Source organism: Streptomyces sp. NPDC039424 (assembly GCF_055639495.1).
This window is the reverse complement of the sequence record NZ_JBVKAI010000043.1, coordinates 1-18,331: the sequence shown is the minus strand read 5'-3', so window position 1 is coordinate 18,331 and position 18,331 is coordinate 1. Positions and strand designations below refer to the sequence as shown.

18 protein-coding genes are annotated in these 18,331 nt (G+C 72.1%); 10 read left to right on the top strand and 8 right to left on the bottom strand.

Annotated elements, in window-relative coordinates:
* The 3 genes from ACZ7L0_RS43785 to ACZ7L0_RS43775 form a co-directional block, all read right to left on the bottom strand.
* The coding region (locus ACZ7L0_RS43785) for a 2-oxoacid:acceptor oxidoreductase family protein (protein ID WP_471248169.1) at positions 1–443 on the bottom strand (443 nt) is incomplete at its 3' end.
* 88 nt (positions 444–531) lie between these two features.
* Positions 532–3,393, bottom strand: a complete 2,862-nt coding sequence (locus ACZ7L0_RS43780; RefSeq protein WP_471248168.1) for a BTAD domain-containing putative transcriptional regulator — start codon at positions 3,391–3,393, stop codon at positions 532–534.
* 35 nt (positions 3,394–3,428) lie between these two features.
* Positions 3,429–4,199 (bottom strand): SDR family NAD(P)-dependent oxidoreductase, encoded by a 771-nt coding sequence (locus ACZ7L0_RS43775; protein ID WP_471248167.1) that lies wholly within the window; start codon positions 4,197–4,199, stop codon positions 3,429–3,431.
* 270 nt (positions 4,200–4,469) lie between these two features.
* Between ACZ7L0_RS43775 and mftD the strand changes: the two genes are divergently transcribed.
* The 5 genes from mftD to mftC all read left to right on the top strand — a co-directional run bounded on the left by mftD (position 4,470) and on the right by mftC (position 9,513).
* The gene (gene mftD / locus ACZ7L0_RS43770) at positions 4,470–5,663 is read left to right on the top strand and encodes a pre-mycofactocin synthase MftD (RefSeq protein WP_471248166.1); all 1,194 of its coding nucleotides are present in this window, start codon (positions 4,470–4,472) and stop codon (positions 5,661–5,663) included.
* Positions 5,660–6,406: a mycofactocin biosynthesis peptidyl-dipeptidase MftE gene (mftE, locus tag ACZ7L0_RS43765; RefSeq protein ID WP_471248165.1), complete on the top strand. Its 747-nt coding sequence runs from the start codon at positions 5,660–5,662 to the stop codon at positions 6,404–6,406. Before mftD ends, mftE begins: the two co-directional genes overlap by 4 nt.
* 76 nt (positions 6,407–6,482) lie before the next feature.
* Positions 6,483–7,907 carry a mycofactocin biosynthesis glycosyltransferase MftF gene (mftF, locus tag ACZ7L0_RS43760; RefSeq protein ID WP_471248164.1) on the top strand — a complete coding sequence of 475 codons (1,425 nt, stop codon included), beginning with the start codon at positions 6,483–6,485 and terminating at the stop codon, positions 7,905–7,907.
* Positions 7,908–8,002: 95 nt separating this feature from the next.
* Positions 8,003–8,317, top strand: coding sequence for a mycofactocin biosynthesis chaperone MftB (gene mftB / locus ACZ7L0_RS43755; protein ID WP_471248163.1), 315 nt, complete (start codon positions 8,003–8,005; stop codon positions 8,315–8,317).
* Complete coding sequence (gene mftC, locus ACZ7L0_RS43750; protein WP_471248162.1) at positions 8,314–9,513, top strand: mycofactocin radical SAM maturase; 1,200 nt, start codon at positions 8,314–8,316, stop codon at positions 9,511–9,513. Before mftB ends, mftC begins: the two co-directional genes overlap by 4 nt.
* A gap of 9 nt (positions 9,514–9,522) precedes the next feature.
* Here mftC and ACZ7L0_RS43745 read toward each other — a convergent pair whose 3' ends face one another.
* The 3 genes from ACZ7L0_RS43745 to ACZ7L0_RS43735 are packed head-to-tail and all read right to left on the bottom strand — an operon-like array spanning position 9,523 to position 10,954.
* Positions 9,523–9,900, bottom strand: coding sequence for a fic family toxin-antitoxin system, toxin component (locus ACZ7L0_RS43745; RefSeq protein WP_471248161.1), 378 nt, complete (start codon positions 9,898–9,900; stop codon positions 9,523–9,525).
* Complete coding sequence (locus ACZ7L0_RS43740; protein ID WP_471248160.1) at positions 9,900–10,142, bottom strand: hypothetical protein; 243 nt, start codon at positions 10,140–10,142, stop codon at positions 9,900–9,902. Before ACZ7L0_RS43740 ends, ACZ7L0_RS43745 begins: the two co-directional genes overlap by 1 nt.
* A 32-nt stretch (positions 10,143–10,174) precedes the next feature.
* Entirely contained in the window at positions 10,175–10,954 is a 780-nt protein-coding gene (locus tag ACZ7L0_RS43735) for a DUF4097 family beta strand repeat-containing protein (RefSeq protein WP_471248159.1), read from the bottom strand.
* A 440-nt stretch (positions 10,955–11,394) separates the two neighbouring features.
* Between ACZ7L0_RS43735 and ACZ7L0_RS43730 the strand changes: the two genes are divergently transcribed.
* The 4 genes from ACZ7L0_RS43730 (at position 11,395) to ACZ7L0_RS43715 (ending at position 15,151) form a co-directional block, all read left to right on the top strand.
* Positions 11,395–12,471, top strand: a complete 1,077-nt coding sequence (locus ACZ7L0_RS43730) for a fatty acid desaturase family protein (RefSeq protein WP_471248158.1) — start codon at positions 11,395–11,397, stop codon at positions 12,469–12,471.
* A gap of 150 nt (positions 12,472–12,621) precedes the next feature.
* Positions 12,622–12,741 (top strand): mycofactocin precursor MftA, encoded by a 120-nt coding sequence (gene mftA / locus ACZ7L0_RS43725; RefSeq protein WP_471248157.1) that lies wholly within the window; start codon positions 12,622–12,624, stop codon positions 12,739–12,741.
* 318 nt (positions 12,742–13,059) lie between these two features.
* The gene (locus tag ACZ7L0_RS43720; protein WP_471248156.1) at positions 13,060–13,479 is read left to right on the top strand and encodes an SRPBCC family protein; all 420 of its coding nucleotides are present in this window, start codon (positions 13,060–13,062) and stop codon (positions 13,477–13,479) included.
* A 211-nt stretch (positions 13,480–13,690) separates the two neighbouring features.
* Entirely contained in the window at positions 13,691–15,151 is a 1,461-nt protein-coding gene (locus ACZ7L0_RS43715; protein WP_471248155.1) for an MFS transporter, read from the top strand.
* 246 nt (positions 15,152–15,397) lie between these two features.
* Here ACZ7L0_RS43715 and ACZ7L0_RS43710 read toward each other — a convergent pair whose 3' ends face one another.
* Positions 15,398–15,895 (bottom strand): flavin reductase family protein, encoded by a 498-nt coding sequence (locus ACZ7L0_RS43710; RefSeq protein ID WP_471248154.1) that lies wholly within the window; start codon positions 15,893–15,895, stop codon positions 15,398–15,400.
* A gap of 51 nt (positions 15,896–15,946) precedes the next feature.
* A complete protein-coding gene (locus ACZ7L0_RS43705; protein WP_471248153.1) occupies positions 15,947–16,798 on the bottom strand; it encodes a mycofactocin-coupled SDR family oxidoreductase in 852 nt (283 codons plus the stop codon).
* Positions 16,799–17,195: 397 nt separating this feature from the next.
* On the opposite strand from ACZ7L0_RS43705, the gene ACZ7L0_RS43700 reads away from it, so the two are divergent.
* Positions 17,196–18,331 (top strand): beta-ketoacyl synthase N-terminal-like domain-containing protein (locus tag ACZ7L0_RS43700; RefSeq protein WP_471248170.1); only part of this gene is annotated, 1,136 nt, incomplete at its 3' end.

The following is an 18,331-nucleotide window of genomic DNA, read 5'->3' as shown; positions in this document are numbered from 1 at the left end:
TCCAGCGAGCCGTCCTCCAGCGGGCTGACGGCATAGCCGACCTTCTGCATCGCCCGCTTGGTGAACTCGTCGGTGTTGACGATGACCTCCGCGCCGCGCGGCAGGTCACCGATGTTCGCCTTCAACGCCGCCGGGTTCATCGCCACCAGCACGTTCGGCGCGTCACCGGGAGTGAGGATGTCATGATCGGCGAAATGCAGCTGGAAGGACGACACACCCGGCAGAGTGCCTGCGGGAGCGCGGATCTCGGCGGGGAAGTTCGGCAGCGTCGACAGGTCATTGCCGAAGGAGGCCGTCTCCGACGTGAACCGGTCACCCGTGAGCTGCATACCGTCACCCGAGTCCCCCGCGAACCGGATGACGACCCGGTCCAGACGGCGGAGCTCCTTGACGGGCGGCGTCGCCGTTCCGGGGCGGGGCGGCGCGGTGGTTTCCACAGACATACGTGTATCGGCTCCTGTCAGTCCGGCCAGCAGCCCTTGGCGGTGCCGGGTGGGTCATACACACCTGGCCGGAGACTAACCGGGGCCGTTAGAGGGGCGCTTGTGTCATCAGCCGCACCACGACCGGGGCGGCCGTACCGGGCACGGACGCCGCCTCCGCGGCCTGCCGGTGGCGCAGCCGGGCCGTGTCCCGGTCGCCGCGGGCCTCGGCCACGCGGGCGAGTCCGGTGAGCGTACGGACCCGGGTGCCGAGGCTTCTGACCCAGCGGGCGTCCAGCAGTTCGAGGGCCTCGTCGTACAGGTGCTGCGCGGTGTCCGGGTCGGCGGCCCGCAGCGCGAGGTCGCCGAGTCCGCGCAGGGCCGCCGCCAGGGAGGCGGGGCTGCCGGTGCGGCGGGCCAGGCCGGCGGCGCGGGTGTAGTCGGCCCGGGCCGCGGCCGGGTCGGCGGCCAGGTGGTCGCCCCGGGTGACCAGGAGGTCGGCGGTGTCGGCCGGGGCGTCCAGCTGTTCGGTGAGGGCGAGGGCCTGGCCGGTGAGATCGGCCGCTGCCGGGTGGTCGTCGCGGACCGCGGCGAGGGCGGCCAGGGCGTCCAGGGTGAGGGCCGTGCCCCAGCGGTCGCCGAGCTCGCGGAAGGTGCCGACGGCGCGGCGCAGGGTGTGTTCGGCGCGTGCGGGGTCGTCCTCGCCCAGGGCGCCGAAGGCGGTGACGTAGTCGGCGACGGCCCGCACCCACGGGTCGGGGCAGTCGCGGCGGGACGAGACGAGCGCGTGGGCGCGGTGCGGGTCGCCGTCGGTGGCGTTGCGCAGCATCCACAGCAGCAGCGCGGCCGGGTGGCGGCCCTGCCCGGTGCCCGACCAGACGGTGTCCAGCGCGGTCTCGGCGCGGGCCCGGTGCCGGTGCCACAGGGCGCGGCCGTCCGGGCCGGACGCGGCCAGCAGGACGCAGACCGCGAACTCCTCGTCGTGTCCGACGGGGGGTTCGCCGTCGAGGAGGTCGAGGAGACGGGCCGCGTACGGGGCGGCGCCGACGGCGGTGCCGCGGATCCACAGGGCGTGCGCGGCGGCGGCGAGCAGGGCGAGGGCCGTGCGCGGTTCGGGTGCCGCGACCGTCCAGCGCAGGGCGGCGAGGAGGTCGTCGTGTGCGGCGGTGAGCCGCCCCAGCCATTCGAGCTGGCCGGCGCCGCGCAGTCGCGGGTCGGCGGTGCGGGCCAGGTCCAGCAGGTGGTCGGCGTGGGCGCGGCGCACGGTGTCCGCCTCGTCGGCGGCGTCGAGCTGTTCGGCGGCGTAGGCGCGGACGGTCTCCAGCATGCGGTAGCGGCCGTCGGCGGTCTCCAGGAGGGACTTGTCGGCCAGGGCTTCCAGGGTGTCCGGGTCGGTGCCGCACACCCGCAGCGCGGTGGACGTGGTGGTGCCGGAGGCGAAGACCGCGAAGCGCCGGGCCGCCCGGCGTTCCGGCTCGGGCAGCAGCTCCCAGCTCCAGGCGACCACCGAGCGCAGGGTCCGGTGCCGTCCGTCGCCGGTACGGCCGCCGCGCGCGGCCATCCCGAGCCGGTCGTCGAGCCGGTGTGCGAGGTCGTCGAGGTCCAGGGTGCGCAGACGGGCCGCCGCCAGTTCGACGGCCAGCGGCAGGTTGTCCAGGGCGGCGCAGACGCGGTGCACGGCCTCCGGGTCGGCGGTGAAGCCGGGGCGGACGGCCGCGGCCCGGTCGGTGAAGAGGCGGACGGCCGCGTCGGCGTCCAACGGCCTTACGGGGTGCAGGTGTTCGCCGATGATGCCGAGCGGCTCCCGGCCGGTGGCCAGGACGCGCAGCCGTGGGCAGGCCGCCAGCAGCCGGGCGGTCAGTGCGGCGGTGGCGTCGAGGAGGTGCTCGCAGTTGTCCAGGACCAGCAGCAGCGGCCGGTCGGCCAGCGCGGTGACCAGGCGGTCGGCCGGTGCGGGACCGTCCGCGCCGAGGTGGAGGCCGGTGCCGGGCAGGCCGAGCGCGTCGAGCAGGGCCTGCGGTACGGCCGTGTCGTCGCGCAGCGGGGCCAGTTGGACGAAGCACACCTCGTCCCCGGGCCCGGTGCCGGCGGCCTCGACGGCCAGCCGGGTCTTGCCGACGCCGCCCGGGCCGGTCAGCGTGACCAGGCGGGCGCGGTGCAGCAGGGCCCGCAGTGCGGCGAGTTCGGTGTCGCGGCCGATGAGCGCGGTCAGCTGGGCGGGCGGCCGGGCAAGCCGGGGTGCCGCGGTGCCGCGCAGCAACTCCTGGTGCAGCGAGGCCAGTTCGGGTGAGGGGTCGGCGCCCAGTTCCTCGGCCAGGTGCTGCCGGGTCTCCTCGTACACGGCCAGCGCCGCGGCCTGGCCGCCGTCGGCGGACAGCGCCCGCATCAGCAGCGCGGCCGGGCGTTCGCGCAACGGGTGGCGTCTGGCCAGTTCCCGTAACTCGGCCACCGCGGCGCGGTGTTCACCGAGCCGCAGGTCGGCCTCGATGCGGTCCTCGAGCGCGGCGAGCCGCAGTTCCTCCAGGCGCTCGGCGGCGGCCCGCGCGGTGTCGGAGCCGGTGAGGTCGTCCAGCGCCGGGCCCTGCCACAGCCCGAGTGCCTCGCGCAGCAGGGCGGCGGCGCGCGCCGGGTCGCCCGCGCCCAGCGCGTCGCGGCCCTCCCGGGCCAGCCGTTCGAACCGGCCCGCGTCCACGGCGTCGTACGGCACGACGATCCGGTAGCCCGGGCCGGACCGTTCGATGGGCGCGGCCGTGCCGAGGACCGCGCGCAGCCGGGACATCTGGGACTGCAGCGCGTGTGCGGAGAGCGGGGCGGCCGGGTTGGTCTCCTCGGCCAGACGGTCGGCCGACACCACCTCGCCCGGCCGGACCAGCAGCAGGGCGAGCAGGGCGCGGCGCGCCGGTCCGCCCAGCGGGAGTTCGGTGCCGTCGGCGTGCCGGGCCCGGGTCTCGCCGAGGATGGAGAACCGCATGCCGGTGATTATTCACCGGCATGCCTCCTCGGCGGTCAGGCGGGCATGATCGGGCCGAGGTAGGTGCCGCCGGAGACGTCGATGGTCTGGCCGGTGACATAGCGGCCCCGGGGGCCGGCGAGGAAGCCGACGACGTCGGCGACGTCATCCGGCTCCCCGAGCCGGCCGAGCGCCGTGATCGCCTCCAGTTCGGCGACGACTTCGGGGATGGCGGTGTACCCGGCGGTCAGGTCGGTGCGGATGGCGCCGGGGGCGACGGTGTTGACGGTGATGCCGCGGCGGCCGAGCTCGTTGGCGAGCGTCGGGGCGAGGGCTTCGAGGGCCGCCTTGGAGAGGGTGTAGCCGATCTGGATGGAGACGGCGAACCGGCTGGCCGTCGAGCCCATGTTGACGATCCGGCCGCCGTCGTTGAGCAGCGGCAGGGCGCGCTGGGTGACGAAGAAGGGGGCGCTGACGTTGATCTCGAACAGCTGCCGGAGTTCCTCGGGGGTGACGTGGGCGATCGGGTGACCGGAGCCGATGCCCGCGTTGTTGACGAGGATGTCCAGCCCGCGTCCGGCCAGCCCCGCCGGCAGCTGCTCGAACAGCTGGTCCACCGCATCCGGTTCGCCGAACCGGGCCCGCACCGCGAACGCCCGCCCGCCCTCCTTCTCGATGCGCTCCACCGTCCGGGCGGCGGCCCGCTCGTCACTGCCGTAGTGCACGGCGACGCACGCGCCCTCGGCGGCCAGCCGCAGTGCGACAGCCCGGCCGATGCCCCGCGACGCGCCGGTCACCAGTGCGGTCCTCCCGTTGAGCTCACCCATGGTCCCGCTCCCGTCCGTGTCCGCCCGGCTCCCTCGTGGGCCGGTGCGGACACCACCCTGGCGAGCGGTGCTCACCGGGCGCTCACCGCGCGCTCACCGGTGTCGGGGGCGGTGCTCTAGTTGCACGCGAGTCGGTTTCCGGTGCCCCGGGCTTCCGTGATGATTCGGCGGTGCGTCCTGGCCCTGCCACGTTGCGCACGACATCCCTCGCGCCCCGCGGTAGCTGCACCGACCAGGTCCTTGATGAGTGAGGGATGAATGAGGTGCGTCATGGGCAACAGCTGGTTCGAGACCGTCGCACACGCCCAGCGCCGAGCCAGGAGGAGGCTGCCGAAGTCGGTCTACGGTGCCCTGCTGGCCGGTTCGGAGGCCGGGGTGTCGTATCGCGACAACACCACGGCGTTCCGGGAACTGGGCTTCGCCCCGCATGTGGCCGACCTGCCGGGCGAGCGGCACACCGCGACCACGGTGCTGGGCCAGGACGTCACCTTGCCGGTGGTCATCTCCCCGACGGGCGTTCAGGCGGTCCATCCCGACGGCGAGGTGGCCGTCGCCCGCGCCGCCGCCGCGCGCGGCGTCGCCATGGGCCTGAGTTCCTTTGCGAGCAAGGCGGTCGAGGAGGTGGTGGCGGCCAACCCGCGGACCTTCTTCCAGATGTACTGGATGGGGTCGAAGGACTCCATGATCCGGGCCATGGACCGGGCCCGGGCCGCCGGAGCGGTCGGGCTGATCGTCACCCTCGACTGGTCCTTCTCCCACGGCCGCGACTGGGGCAGCCCCTGGATTCCGGAACAGCTCGACCTCAAGGCGATGGCCAAACTGGCGCCGCAGGCGCTCTCCCGTCCGGCCTGGCTGCTGGACTACGCCCGCGCCCGCAGGCTCCCCGACCTGAAGGCCCCCAACCTGGCCCGCCCCGACGGCACCGCGCCGACCTTCTTCGGCGCGTACGGGGAGTGGATGGGCACCCCGCCGCCCAGCTGGGACGACATCCGCTGGCTGCGGGACGAGTGGCAGGGGCCGTTCCTGCTCAAGGGCATCTCACGTGTCGACGACGCCCGGCGGGCGGTGGACGCGGGAGTCACCGCCATCTCGGTGTCGAACCACGGCGGCAACAACCTCGACACGACCCCCGCCCCGATCCGGATGCTGCCCGCGGTGGCGGACGCGGTGGGCGGCGAGGTCGAAGTGCTGCTCGACGGCGGCGTCCGGCGCGGCAGCGACGTCGTCAAGGCGCTCGCCCTCGGCGCGCGCGCGGTGATGATCGGCCGCGCCTATCTGTGGGGGCTGGCAGCGGGAGGTCAGGCGGGCGTGGAGAACGTGCTGGACATCATGGCCCGGGGGATCGACTCCGCGCTGCTCGGCCTCGGCCGTTCCTCGATCCACGAACTGACGCCCGACGACGTGGTGGCTCCCCCCGGTTTCACCCGAGCGCCCGCCACCCGGAGCCAGGTAGACGGGGGATGACGGAGTTCGAGCCGGCCGCGGAGCTCGCCGCCCTGCCCTGGGCGGGGCTCCCCGAGCGGCCCATGGTGCTGATCCCCCTCGGATCCCTGGAGCAGCACGGTCCGCACCTGCCGCTCGACACCGACACGGCGATCGCCTCCGCCGTCGCGCACGGCACGGCCACGCGGCTGCGCCGGCGGCTGCCGCGCGCGCACGTCCTGGTGGCGCCCCCGATCGTCTACGCCGCGAGCGGGGAGCACCAGTCCTTTCCGGGCACGATGTCGATCGGCACCGAGGCCCTGAGGTTCGTACTGGTGGAACTGGTCCGTTCGGTCGCCCTGTGGTCCGGGCGCATCGTGTTCGTCAACGCGCACGGCGGCAATCTCAGGTGCCTGAGCAGCGCCGTGCGTCAGCTGGTCGAGGAGGGCCGGGACGTGGCCTGGGTGCCGTGCGAGCCGGAGCACGGCGACGCGCACGCCGGGCACACCGAGACATCGCTGATGCTGCATCTGGCCCCGGACCGGGTCGACATGACGCGCGCGGAGAAGGGCAACACCGCCCCCATCAGCGAGTTGCTGCCCTCGCTCCTCGCCGGTGGCATCGCCGCCGTATCGCCTTCCGGAGTACTCGGCGACCCCACCACCGCGACGGCCTCCGAAGGAGCTCGTCTCCTCACGGCACTGGTGGCGGACGTCGCCGGGCGCATCGAGTACGGCCGTGCGGACACGGGCGGCCGACTGCTCCCGGCGGGGGTGCGGGCATGACCGGGGCACAGCGGGTCGCCCTGGCGGCGGCCGGGACGCGCGGCCCCGTGGTGAGCGCGGAAGGGGGCTTTTGGGGATGACGTCCCTGCTCCCGGCCGGATCCGTCGTCGAACTCGGGCGCCGGGTCATGCGCTACGACGGCGGACGCGTCCTCGTCGGAGGCTCACCACCGCGGCTGATACGCCTCGGTGAACGCGCCCTGCCGCTGCTGCGGGACGGCAGGATCCGGCTGGCCGGCCAGGCGTCCGTGCGGCTCGCGGACCGGCTCGTCGCGCTCGGCATGGCGCATCCCGTTGCCACCGAGCTCCCCCCGGCAGACCTGACCGGACTGACCGTGGTCGTACCGGTCCGGGACCGGGCACCGGCCCTGGACCGGCTGCTGACCAGCATCGGGGGGCGGGCCACTGTGATCGTCGTGGACGACGCCTCCCACGACCCGGATGCGGTGGCCCGAACCGCCGCGGCCCACGGAGCCCGCCTCATCGCCCTGCCGGAGAACCGCGGACCGGCGGCCGCCCGCAACGCGGGGTTGCGGCAGGTCCGCACGCCCTTCATCGCCTTCATCGACTCGGACATGGTCGTCGGCCCGGACACGCTGCCGATGCTGCTGCGCCACTTCCACGACCCCCGACTCGCCCTCGTCGGGCCCCGAGTCCTCGGCCTGCACGACAAGGACACACCGGACCGGGGCAACTGGATCGCGCGCTACGAGGCGGCCAGGTCCTCGCTCGACCTGCACACCCATCCCGCGCTCGTGCACCCCCGCTCCCGGGTGTCGTGGCTGCCCAGCGCCTGCCTCGTGGCACGCGTCGAGGCGCTCGGGCCGGGATTCACCGAGACCATGCGCGTCGGGGAGGACGTCGACCTGATCTGGCGGCTGGCCGCCGAGGGCCGGCGGATCCGCTACGACCCCTCCGTGGCCGTGCGTCACGACCACCGCACCCGGTTCACCGACTGGCTGAGCCGCAAGGCCTACTACGGTTCCGGGGCACACACCCTGGCCGTCCGGCACGGATCCGCGGTCGCCCCGGCCACCCTCACACCCTGGGCGGCGGTCCTGGCGGCCGCGCTCCTGGCGCAGCGGCGCTGGTCGGTACCGGTGACGGCCGCGGTGCTCACCGCCGTGGCCCGCGACTACGCTCGCAAGGTCCCCGCGGACAGCCCCCGTGCACGGCGCATCGCGGTGTCCCTGACCGGATGGGGCGTCGCCGCGACGGCGGAGCAGACGGCGGCGCTGCTGCTGCGGCACTGGTGGCCGCTGAGTGCCGCCGGCTGTCTCGTCTCCTCCCGCGTCCGCCGGGCGGTCGCCGTGGCGGCGGTCGTCGAGGGGGCGCTGGACTACCGGCTGCGCGCCCCTGCCCTGGATCCCGTCCGCTTCGTACTGGCGCGACGCCTGGACGACCTCGCCTACGGTGCGGGGGTGTGGGCGGGAGCGCTCCGGGGACGGTCCCTGCGCTGCCTGCTCCCGGAGATCCGCAGGTCACAGAGGAGGCCGGACTAGGGTGGTACCCCTGATTTTCTAGGGGTGGTCTTTTCGTGGAGGTCTGACAGCATCTCTCTCAGGACGATGATTCCTGCCGGTGGAGGTGCTGGACCGTGCGCCAGGGGCCCGTTGGGTTCGATCCGTCACGTCCCTATCGCTGTTCGCCGAGTGTGGCGGTGCGTGCGGAGGCGTTCGGCGCGCTTGTCTACCACTTCGGGACCCGTCGGCTGTGTTTTCTGAAGAGCCCCGAACTCGTGTGGATCGTACGGTCGTTGGGTGATTTCGCGGATGTGCACTCGGTACTGGACGCCGCGGGGGTGGCCGAGTCGCGACGGGACTCGTATCTCCGGACCCTGAGCGGCCTGGCCGACAGCGGTGTGATCGAGCCGCATTCCGGTGCGAAAGCCTGCTGGGAGGGTGTCGCGTGAGGCTGGTCGAGCACTTCGAGGCCGGGCTGGACGCCCCCATCTGCCTCACCTGGGAACTGACCTACGCCTGCAACCTGGCGTGTGTGCACTGCCTGTCGTCCTCCGGACGGCGTGATCCGCGGGAGTTGACCACGGCGGAGTGCCGGGCGGTGATCGACGAGCTGGAGCGGATGCAGGTCTTCTACGTCAACATCGGCGGCGGCGAGCCGACGGTGCGCTCGGACTTCTGGGAGCTGGTCGAGTACGCCACCGCACATCACGTCGGGGTGAAGTTCTCCACGAACGGGGTGCGGATCACGCCGGAGCGGGCGCGGTGGCTGGCCGCCAGTGACTATGTGGATGTGCAGATCTCGCTCGACGGAGCGACCGCGGAGGTGAACGACGCGGTACGGGGGGCCGGTTCGTACGACACCGCGATCACGGCGATGCGGCGGCTCGCGGACGCCGGGTTCCGCGGCTTCAAGATCAGTGTGGTGATGACCCGTCACAACGTCGGGCAGTTGGACGCGTTCAAGGCTCTGGCCGATACGTATGGCGCCCAGCTGCGCATCACCCGGCTGCGGCCCTCGGGGCGTGGCGCCGATGTGTGGGGCGAGCTGCATCCCACCGCCGATCAGCAGCGGACGTTGTACGAGTGGCTGCTCGCGCACGGGGAGGGAGTGCTGACCGGGGACTCCTTCTTCCATCTCAACGGGCTCGGCTCGGGCGCGCTGCCGGGGCTGAATCTGTGCGGGGCGGGGCGGGTGGTGTGCCTGATCGATCCGGTCGGCGACGTCTACGCCTGCCCGTTCGCCATCCATGAGTCCTTTCTCGCCGGCAATGTCCGTGCGCCGGGGGGCTTCGCCGGCGTGTGGCGGGAGTCGGAGCTGTTCGCCCGGCTGCGTGCTCCGCAGGGCGGCGGTGCGTGTTCTGGGTGCTCGGCGTACGACGCTTGCCGGGGCGGTTGTATGGCGGCGAAGTTCTTCACCGGTCTGCCGTTGGACGGGCCGGATCCCGAGTGTGTGAAGGGTCATGCCGAGGGGGCGCTCGCCTCGGTCGGTGCGGGGGCGGTGCCGCGGCCCGGCAGCGACCACTCGCGTCGGGGTTCTCGTCCGGTGCCGGTGGCCATCGGATGGGGGCCGCCGCCGGAGGCGGCGGGGGCGCCGGAGCGGGCCTGTGACGCCAGTCCGCTGGCCGGGTTCGCGCCCGGCGGCTGAGCGGAGTCGTCAGCCGACGGTGGGCCAGGTGCTGAGCAGGGCGGCGATCCGGGCGGTCGTGCAGGCCGGGTCGCGAAGCAGGTCTCGCAGGGCTGTCGCGTCGTCGCGGGTGGGTTTCAGGGGGATGCCGGAGGCCTCTAGATACATGACGCCGGTGGCCGCGGCCACCGCCGTGTTGGAGCGTTCCAGCCAGCGGCAGCGGCCGAGGATGTGGACCAGGGTGGCGGCGCGGGCGTAGGGGCCGTCATAGACGGGGTGGTCGAGGAGTTCCGCCTTGTGGGCGGCCACGGCGGCGACCGGAACGCCGTAATCCTCGGGGGCGGGGTCGTGGGCGCCGGCCAGTTCGGCGACCTGCAAAATCCAGGGAACGTCGATGTGCAGGTCCATCAGACGGCGTGCGCTCCGGGGGTGCGGGTCCGGTCGGCTTCCTCGGCCTCGTCGAAGAGGGTCTGGTGTTCGTCGAGGAAGCGGCGAGCGGCGTCGAGGCCTCGGGTGCGCAGGCCGTCGGCGTCTTCCCGGACGAGGTGGGCGATGTAGTCGCCGACGCTGAGGCCGCGGTCTTTGGCACGGGCTCGGGCGAGTTCGGCCACCTCGTCGTCGACGCGGGCGCCTAGTTGTGTCTTCGCCATGGACGCATGGTAACAGGTGTTACCACACGTCGTCAGGCGCGGCGCAGGGTGATGTCGCCGCTGGTCGTGGTGACGTCGACGGTGATTTCTCCGGCTCCGTCGGCGGGGGCGCCGTGGGCCAGGTCGCCGTGGCGGTCGCCGCTGTTGGTGCGCAGGGTGGGGCGGACACCGACGCCCTTGTCGACGCCGATGGTCACATCGCCGGAGGAGGTGGTGGCGTGGATGGTGCCGCTGCGTACGGTGCCGATACGTACGTCGCCGGAGGCGGTCTCGATGTGGATGTCCTGATCGGCGGTGCCCAGGCGCAGGTCGCCGCTGGCCGATGTGGCACGGACGGGGCCGGCCGTGTGGTCGGCGCGCAGGTGGCCGGAGCGGGTGCTGTAGGTGAGGGAGCCGCCGACGGTGCCGAGTTCGATGTCGCCGGAGGTCGCTTCGAGTCGTACGTCTCCGGCGATGTGGTCGGCCTTCACTCCGCCGGAGCCGGTGTCGGCCACGAGCGTGGCGAGCCGGCCGCGTGTTTCGAGGTCGGCGGAGTGGGAGGCATAGGTGAGGGCGGAGTTCGCCGGCACGGTGACCTGGAGGCGGATGCGCCCCTCGCTCCAGGCGCCCGCCTGGCCGTTGCGGACGGTGAGGACGCCGGCGTCGAAGTTCACCTCGGTCCGTTCGGCCGCCTTGCGGTCGCCGGGGCGCCAGGACGCGGCCGGGGCGACGTCGACGGTGACGGTGGGACCGTCGCCGGTGTGGACGGCGCAGCTGCCGCCGGAGACCTGGAGGTGTGCGGATACGGGGCCGTCTGCCGTGAATTCGTACACTGCACCTTCGCCAATCGTCGGTTGCGGGCGCGCGGGCCCGCGTGGGGGGTGGGGCCTCGGCGGCCGCCCGGTCGGCGCGGTGTCGTCCGGTCCGTGGGCGGACGTCGTCGGCATCGAGTCAGGCTAAGCCGGGCGGTGGTGGGCTCGACACCCCCTATGAACCCCAGATTCCGGGTGGTTGGGCGGGAGGGGATGTTGGCATACGTTACGACGGCGGATCGGTGCGGTGTGCGGGCGTGCTCGATGGAGTGCGCCCCCTATCTTCCGGTGCCTGCGGCTGAATCGGATGCTGCGGCTGCGAGTGGCGGCGTCTGCGGAAAGTGCAGGTCAGATGGGTAGGGGTGGTGCCAACCCCCCGGAGATGGCGGGGGTTTTCTCCCCTGGGGGGCGGTACCTGGCAGGCTTGTGGGGGTCGGCGGGCCGTCCTCAGACTCGGCTGCATGACGATTTCCACCGACGCCTCGGTAGCGGCAGCAACGCCCGCCGTCCGTCCTCGTAGGTCCGGTCCCGACTCCGGCAGCGACTTCGCCCGACTGTCCCAGCGCATCACCGAGGCGGGTCTGCTGCGGCAGCGTCCCGACTACTACGCGGTACGGCTCACCTTGGTGGTGGGGCTGCTGGCGGCGGGATGCGGAGCATTCGTCGCGCTGGGCGACACCTGGTGGCAGCTGGCCGTCGCCGCCTTCATGGCGTTGATGTTCGGCCAGGTCGCGCTGGTGGCTCATGACCTGGCGCACCGTCAAGTATTCCGGCTGCGGCGTCCGAGTGAGGCCTGGGGGCGCCTCTTCGCCAATCTCGGTATCGGTATGAGCTACGGCTGGTGGATGAACAAGCACACCCGTCACCACGCCAACCCCAACCATGAGGAGCTCGACCCCGATGTCGCCCCGGACATCCTGGTGTGGTCCACCGAGCAGGCCCGCAACAGCCGCGGGCTGGCCCGGCTCATCGGCGGTCATCAGGCGCTGCTGTTCTTCCCGTTACTGACACTGGAGGGCTTCAACCTGCATGTGGCGAGTGTGCGGGCGCTGCGTTCGCCGACGATGAAGAACCGGCTGCTGGAGGGCGGCCTGCTCTTCCTGCACATGGCGGTGTATCTGTCGGCGCTGTTCCTGGTGCTCTCCCCCGGCAAGGCGGTGGCGTTCCTCGCCGTGCACCAATGCCTGTTCGGTGTCTATCTGGGCTGCACGTTCGCTCCGAACCACAAGGGGATGCCCACGTTCACGGGGGACGAGCGGCCGGACTACCTGCGGCGCCAGGTGCTCACCTCCCGCAATGTGCGCGGTGGCTGGCTGACCGACGTGATGCTCGGCGGGCTCAACTACCAGATCGAGCACCATCTGTTCCCGAGCATGCCGACTCCTCATCTGCGGCGGGCCCAGATCGTCGTACGCGCCTACTGCGCGGAGATAGGCGTTCCGTATCACGAGACCGGGCTGATCCGGTCCTACCGCGAGGCCCTCACGCATCTGCACCGGGCGGGGGAGCCGATCAGGCGGCAGCGCAGGGCGTCCTGACGGTCGTACGCACCACGGCCCGAGGACCCCTATCTCTGCCCTGACCGGGGAGATAGGGGTCTTCGCGCCTTCTGGCGTCCCGTCCGGCGTGGCAGTGTCGAGGGCAGGCCAGCGCCGCTGCCTGGCCGTCCGCCCCAGTGAGGAGTTCCCGTGTCCGAGACTGCGCGTGACAGCGAGGCTGTCGAGGTGCCCGCAGCCGACGATGCGGACATAGAGCAGGACCTGCTGGTCGAAGAGGTCTCCATCGACGGCATGTGCGGCGTCTACTGACGCGTCGCCGGCACGGAGGGAGCAGTCGTGGTCGGTCCCGGGCGGCGCGAGTTCGGTCCCGGGCGGCGTCATGGCTGTGGTGCCCCGGTCGCCCGAGGGGCCGTAGGAAGCTCGTCGATCACTGGGCACATGAATGTTCTTCTCCGTCCGCCGCGATCCGTGGGGACGGCCGTTTGGCATGTCTGCGGCGGGTGCGCACCGTCGATTCCTTTGCCTGGCAGGCGAGTTGTTCGGCGTACTCGGTTGCGGCCGACGGGAGCCATCTGTACATTTGTCTTAACCGTAAGTATGTATAAGACGCCCGTCTAGGAGACGATCATGTGGGAGACCACGCAAACCGCCGAGACCGCCGCAGCACCGCAGGCGGTGTGGAGCTGTTACGAGGACCCGGCGACATGGCCGAGCTGGAACCCCGACCTGGTCGCGATCGAGCGCACCGGCCCCTTCGCCGCCGGCACCACGGGCACCGTGACCAACGAGGGCCGTCCGCCGGTGCCGTTCACTCTGACCGCGGTGGAGCCGGGCACCGGCTTCACCATGGAGACCCGTCCCGGCGGTGACCTGGTCGCCCAGTCCATCTGCCACCTCGCCCCGCTGGAGGGCGGCGGCACGCTGATCACGCACACCATGCGACTCGACGGCCCGCCGGCCGACCAGGTCGGCGCCGCGCAGGGCCCGGTGCTCACCGCGGGCCTGTCGGCCGGCGTGCTGAACCTCGCCAAGCTCGCCGCCGGCTAGCACTGTCGGGCATCGCGCGGCGCTTCCGCCCGGAAGCGCGGCGGCCCCGGCCGGTACCACAGGGCCCCGGCCTCCCCCCACCGCTCAGCCTTCGCGCCACGCCACACCGGACGACCGGGGGGCGCCTGCGACGGCGTGTCCCGTACAGCAGTCGGTGACGCACCCGGGTTCGCGACCCGCGCGCCGACCTCTCGAGTGAGGAGAGTCCGTCGTGAAGAAACGGACCATCGCGATCACAACCCTGATCGTCGCGCAGTTCATGGACCTGGTCGACACCACCATCACCAACGTCGCACTGCCGTCGATCAAGACCGATCTGCACGCCACCGACGCCCACCTCGAATGGATCATGGCGGGCTATCTGCTGGCCTTCGCCGTCCTGCTCATCACGGGTGGCCGCCTGGGCGACATCTACGGCCGCCGGACCGTGTTCCTCATCGGTGTCGCCGGCTTCGGCGCCACCTCCCTGTGGGCCTCCGCCGCCGACACCGGACAGCTGCTCGTGGCGGCCCGGGTGGTCCAGGGCGCCTTCGCGGGCGTGATGGTGCCTCAGGTTCTGTCGTCCGTCCAGGTCATGTACGAACCCGCCGAACGCGGCAAGATCTACGGCCTGATCGGCGCGATCAGCGCCCTCGGCTCCGTCGTCGGTCTCATCGCGGGCGGCTGGATGGTCGGCGCCGACCTGTTCGGCCTCGGCTGGCGGGTCGTCTTCCTGGTCAACGTGCCCGTCTGCGTGCTGCTGCTGGCGCTCGCGAGCTTCTTCGTCCCCAACAGCCGCTCCGATGACCCGGTGAAGCTGGACATCCTCGGCGTCCTGCTCGCCGCCTCCGCGGTCTTCCTCATCGAGTTCCCGCTGATCGACGGCCGCATGGCCGACTGGGCACCGTGGATCTGGGGCATGCTGGCCGCCGCCCCGGTCCTGATCATCGTCTTCGTCCTGCAGCAGCGCGCCAAGATGCGGCGCGACGGCTCGTCCCTGCTGCCGCTGAAGCTGTTCTCCGACCACGGTTTCCGCAGCGGCCTGGTCGTGCAGATCCTGTTCTGGATGGCCAACGGCGGTTACATGATCGCCCTCGGCTACTACCTGCAGATCGCCCTCGGCTTCTCTCCGCTGGCCACCGGTCTGACGATCTTCGCCATGACCGTCGGCTCCCTGGTCATCACCCCGGCCGGTGCGCCGCTGGCGAAGAAGTTCGGCAAGCACGTCATCTTCGCGGGCGGACTGATCCAGGCGGCCGCGTTCGTCTGGGCGATCTGGGCCATCCACGAGCAGGGCAAGGATCTGTCCGGCTGGGACCTCGCGCCCGCCCTCGGTCTCTCCGGCGCCGGCATGGTCCTGCTGATCGTGCCGCTCCTGGACGAGGCGCTGCGCAGCGTTCCGCCGGCCGCCGCGGGTGCCGCGTCGGGTGTGTTCACCACCTTCCAGCAGGTCGGCTACTCGATGGGCGTGGCCGTCGCCGGTGTCGTCTTCTTCAACACCGCAGGCGACAAGCCGACCTTCGGCACCTACAAGGACGCCGTCACCTACGGTCTGTGGGTCACGGTCGCCGCGTTCGCCCTGTCGGGTGTGTGCGCGCTGTTCATGCCGAAGCTGCGGCCGCACACCGCGCCCACCGGGGCGCAGGGGCAGGGCCAGGGCCAGAACGCGGAGGCGGTTGCCTCCGGACGGTGACCCGCAGGGCCGCCGTATCGCACCGCGCGAGGGCGGGGTGCCGGACCGTGGGGACGGTCCGGCACCCCGCCCTTCGGCTTTCCGGGCGGACGTGGGCCTGCGATGAACAGGGCGCGGGGCGGGGCGCTCCGGGGATGGCGGGCGGCCGCAGGGCCGGACGAAGGGTGGATATGGACAGCCGGGGGTGGTGTGACCCCTTCGCAGGGTCACACCACCCCCGGCTGGTGGGTGGTTTCGTGGGGTGGGTCAGCCTGCCAGCGCGTGGAAGCCGCGGCGGAAGTACACGGCAGGGGGCGCGTCGTGCAGGCGGACGTCCTGGACACGGCCGATGAGAATCGTGTGGTCGGCGACGTCGTGGCGGACGTAGGCCTCGCACTCCAGTACCGCGGCGGCCTCCTCGAGGACGGGGTGGCCGGCCGCGTTGGCCCGGAAGTCGCCCTGGCCGAACTTGTCCGCGCCCCTGGTGGCGAACCGGGTGGCCAGGTCCGCGCGGCGGGACGGCACGACCTGGATGACCCACGAGCGGGCCTTCTCGAACGCGGCATGGCACTGGGCGGTCCGCGCCAGGCAGACCAGCGCCAACGGCGGATCGACGGACAGCGAGGTGAACGACGTGGCCGTGAAGCCGCGCCACACACCCTGCTCGTCGGTGGTGGTCACGATGGTCACACCGCTGGGGTACGAGGCCATCGCCTCGCGGAACCGCTCCGACAGGTCCGCGGCGACATGCACGGCGGGCGTCATCCGATTACCTCCTTCGTGCCCGGGCGGGCCGACGTACCGGCGAACCCACCCTCACTTGCCGTTCTTGACGACCGCGCCGCCGTCCACGCGCATCTGGGTGCCGGTGACGTAACGCGACTCGTCGGAGGCGAGGTAGGTGACGGCGTGGGAGATGTCGATCGGCTCGACGTACGGGATGGGCATGGCCTGCACCATGCCGAAGCCGGGCTCCGCGTCCTGCTGGGCCGGCTGCTCCAGGTCGGGCCGGAACACCTTGTACATGGCCTCGTTCTGCAGCATCGGGGTGTTGACGTTGGTCGGGTGCACCACGTTGATCCGCAGGCCGCGGGGGGCCAGGAACGGCGCGAACCAGTTGGTGTAGTGCTCGAGCATCTGCTTGGTGAAGGCGTAGCCGATGCCGCCGGGACCCATGCCGCCCGGGTCACCGCCGTACGACGCGAAGTAGGCGGCGGCCGACCCGATCAGGATGATCGAGGCGCCCTCCTGAAGGTGCGGCAGCGCCGCGTGGACCGTGTTCAGCGTGCCGCTGAGGTTCACGTCGACGGCCTCGGTGAACGCGCTCAGCGGACGGTCGGCGCCGACCGGGCCGATGGCCGCGTTGGCCACGACCACGTCCAGCCGGCCGAGCTCCGCGACACCCTCGTCGATCGCCTTGCGCAGCGCGGCCCGGTCGCGGATGTCGGCCAGCTTGGTGACCACGCGACGGCCCGTCTTCTCCACCAGGCGGGCGGTCTCGGCCAGTTCCTCGGCGGTGCCCAGCGCGTACCCGACGACGTCGATGTCCTCGCCGAGGTCGATCGCGATGATGTCGGCGCCTTCCTCGGCCAGACGCACGGCGTGGCTGCGTCCCTGCCCGCGTGCCGCACCGGTGATGACGACGACCTTGCCTTCTACCCGGCCCATGGGGCCCTCCAGACGTTGTGCTGTAGTGACATGACGGACGGCGGCCCGCCAGGCGGGCCGGGGAGGTCGGGCCGGGCAGGCGCTGAGCTGCCGAAAGGCATGAAGGGCCGGACAGAAACACTCACTGTGGCCTCGCGACGCGCCATGCGCCGACTCGAAATTCTTTGTACCGTTCCCGCGTCGCGAAGAGGCCGGACGCGTCCCCCTATTCGTCGTCGGCGCGCTTTCTTAGGGGGCTTGAGGGTGCTGTGGCCGAGGCGGGCCGATGAAATTCGTCGGGCCGCTTAAGGGACTTGTTAGGGGTCACGGTCGGCACCCGCTGTCCTACGGTGAGCAGAACATCACCGTCCATGCATCGCCGTTCATTTCGTGCTGCTCCTGACGTGGGCGATCACATATCCGCCCGGTTTTCCGCACGGCGACCGGATTTCTGGAACGACAGTATTCACGACCTGACACGGGGAGTGGGAAAACCGTTATGGCCAACTCCGACCAGCGGCTTGTCGAGGCACTTCGGGCCTCCCTCAAGGAGACCGAGCGACTGCGCGGACAGAACCGCAAGCTGTCCGCCGCCCAGCGGGAGCCGATCGCGATCGTGGGGATGGCGTGCCGGTACCCGGGAGGCGTGGCCGGTCCGGAGGACCTGTGGCGGCTGGTGGCCGACGGCGTCGACGCCGTGTCCGAGTTCCCCGCCGACCGCGGCTGGGACCCCGCCGTCTACGACCCCGAGCCCGGCCGGGCCGGCAAGACATACGTACGCGAAGGCGGATTCCTGCACGGTGCCGCCGACTTCGACGCGGACTTCTTCGGCATCAGCCCGAACGAGGCGCCGGTGCTGGACCCGCAGCAGCGGCTGCTGCTGGAGACTTCCTGGGAGGCCGTGGAGCGCGCCGGTATCGACCCGCTGTCCCTCAAGGGCAGCCGCACCGGCGTCTTCGCCGGGATCATGTACCACGACTACCCGTACAGCAGCGTCGCCGGATCCATCGCCTCCGGCCGGGTCGCCTACACGCTCGGGCTGGAAGGCCCGGCGGTGAGCGTCGATACGGCCTGCTCGTCGTCGCTGGTCGCCCTGCATCTGGCCGTGCAGGCCCTGCGCTCCGGCGAGTGCTCCCTCGCCCTCGCGGGCGGTGTCGCGGTCATGGCGACGCCCGAGGTGTTCGTCGAGTTCAGCCGCCAGCGAGGGCTCGCCAGGGACGGCCGCTGCCGCTCCTTCGCCGACGCGACCGACGGCACCGGGTGGGGCGAGGGTGTCGGCATGCTCCTGGTCGAGCGGCTGTCGGACGCCCGCCGCAACGGGCATCCGGTGCTGGCCGTGGTACGGGGCAGCGCCATCAACCAGGACGGCGCCTCCAACGGCCTCACCGCGCCGAACGGGCCCTCCCAGGAACGCGTCATCCGACAGGCGCTGGCCAGCGCGCAACTGCCCGCCGACCAGGTCGACGTGGTGGAGGCGCACGGTACGGGCACGACGCTGGGCGATCCGATCGAGGCCCAGGCGCTCATCGCGACCTATGGCCGGGACCGGGCGGA

Coding starts and splice junctions, on each gene's coding strand:
- ACZ7L0_RS43780 (WP_471248168.1), bottom strand. CDS start 3,393: ATGCGGTTCTCCATCCTCGGCGAGACCCGGGCCCGGCACGCCGACGGC.
- ACZ7L0_RS43730 (WP_471248158.1), top strand. CDS start 11,395: ATGACGATTTCCACCGACGCCTCGGTAGCGGCAGCAACGCCCGCCGTC.
- ACZ7L0_RS43720 (WP_471248156.1), top strand. CDS start 13,060: ATGTGGGAGACCACGCAAACCGCCGAGACCGCCGCAGCACCGCAGGCG.
- ACZ7L0_RS43740 (WP_471248160.1), bottom strand. CDS start 10,142: ATGGCGAAGACACAACTAGGCGCCCGCGTCGACGACGAGGTGGCCGAA.
- ACZ7L0_RS43775 (WP_471248167.1), bottom strand. CDS start 4,199: ATGGGTGAGCTCAACGGGAGGACCGCACTGGTGACCGGCGCGTCGCGG.
- ACZ7L0_RS43705 (WP_471248153.1), bottom strand. CDS start 16,798: ATGGGCCGGGTAGAAGGCAAGGTCGTCGTCATCACCGGTGCGGCACGC.
- mftD (WP_471248166.1), top strand. CDS start 4,470: ATGGGCAACAGCTGGTTCGAGACCGTCGCACACGCCCAGCGCCGAGCC.
- ACZ7L0_RS43710 (WP_471248154.1), bottom strand. CDS start 15,895: ATGACGCCCGCCGTGCATGTCGCCGCGGACCTGTCGGAGCGGTTCCGC.
- ACZ7L0_RS43745 (WP_471248161.1), bottom strand. CDS start 9,900: ATGGACCTGCACATCGACGTTCCCTGGATTTTGCAGGTCGCCGAACTG.
- mftF (WP_471248164.1), top strand. CDS start 6,483: ATGACGTCCCTGCTCCCGGCCGGATCCGTCGTCGAACTCGGGCGCCGG.
- mftE (WP_471248165.1), top strand. CDS start 5,660: ATGACGGAGTTCGAGCCGGCCGCGGAGCTCGCCGCCCTGCCCTGGGCG.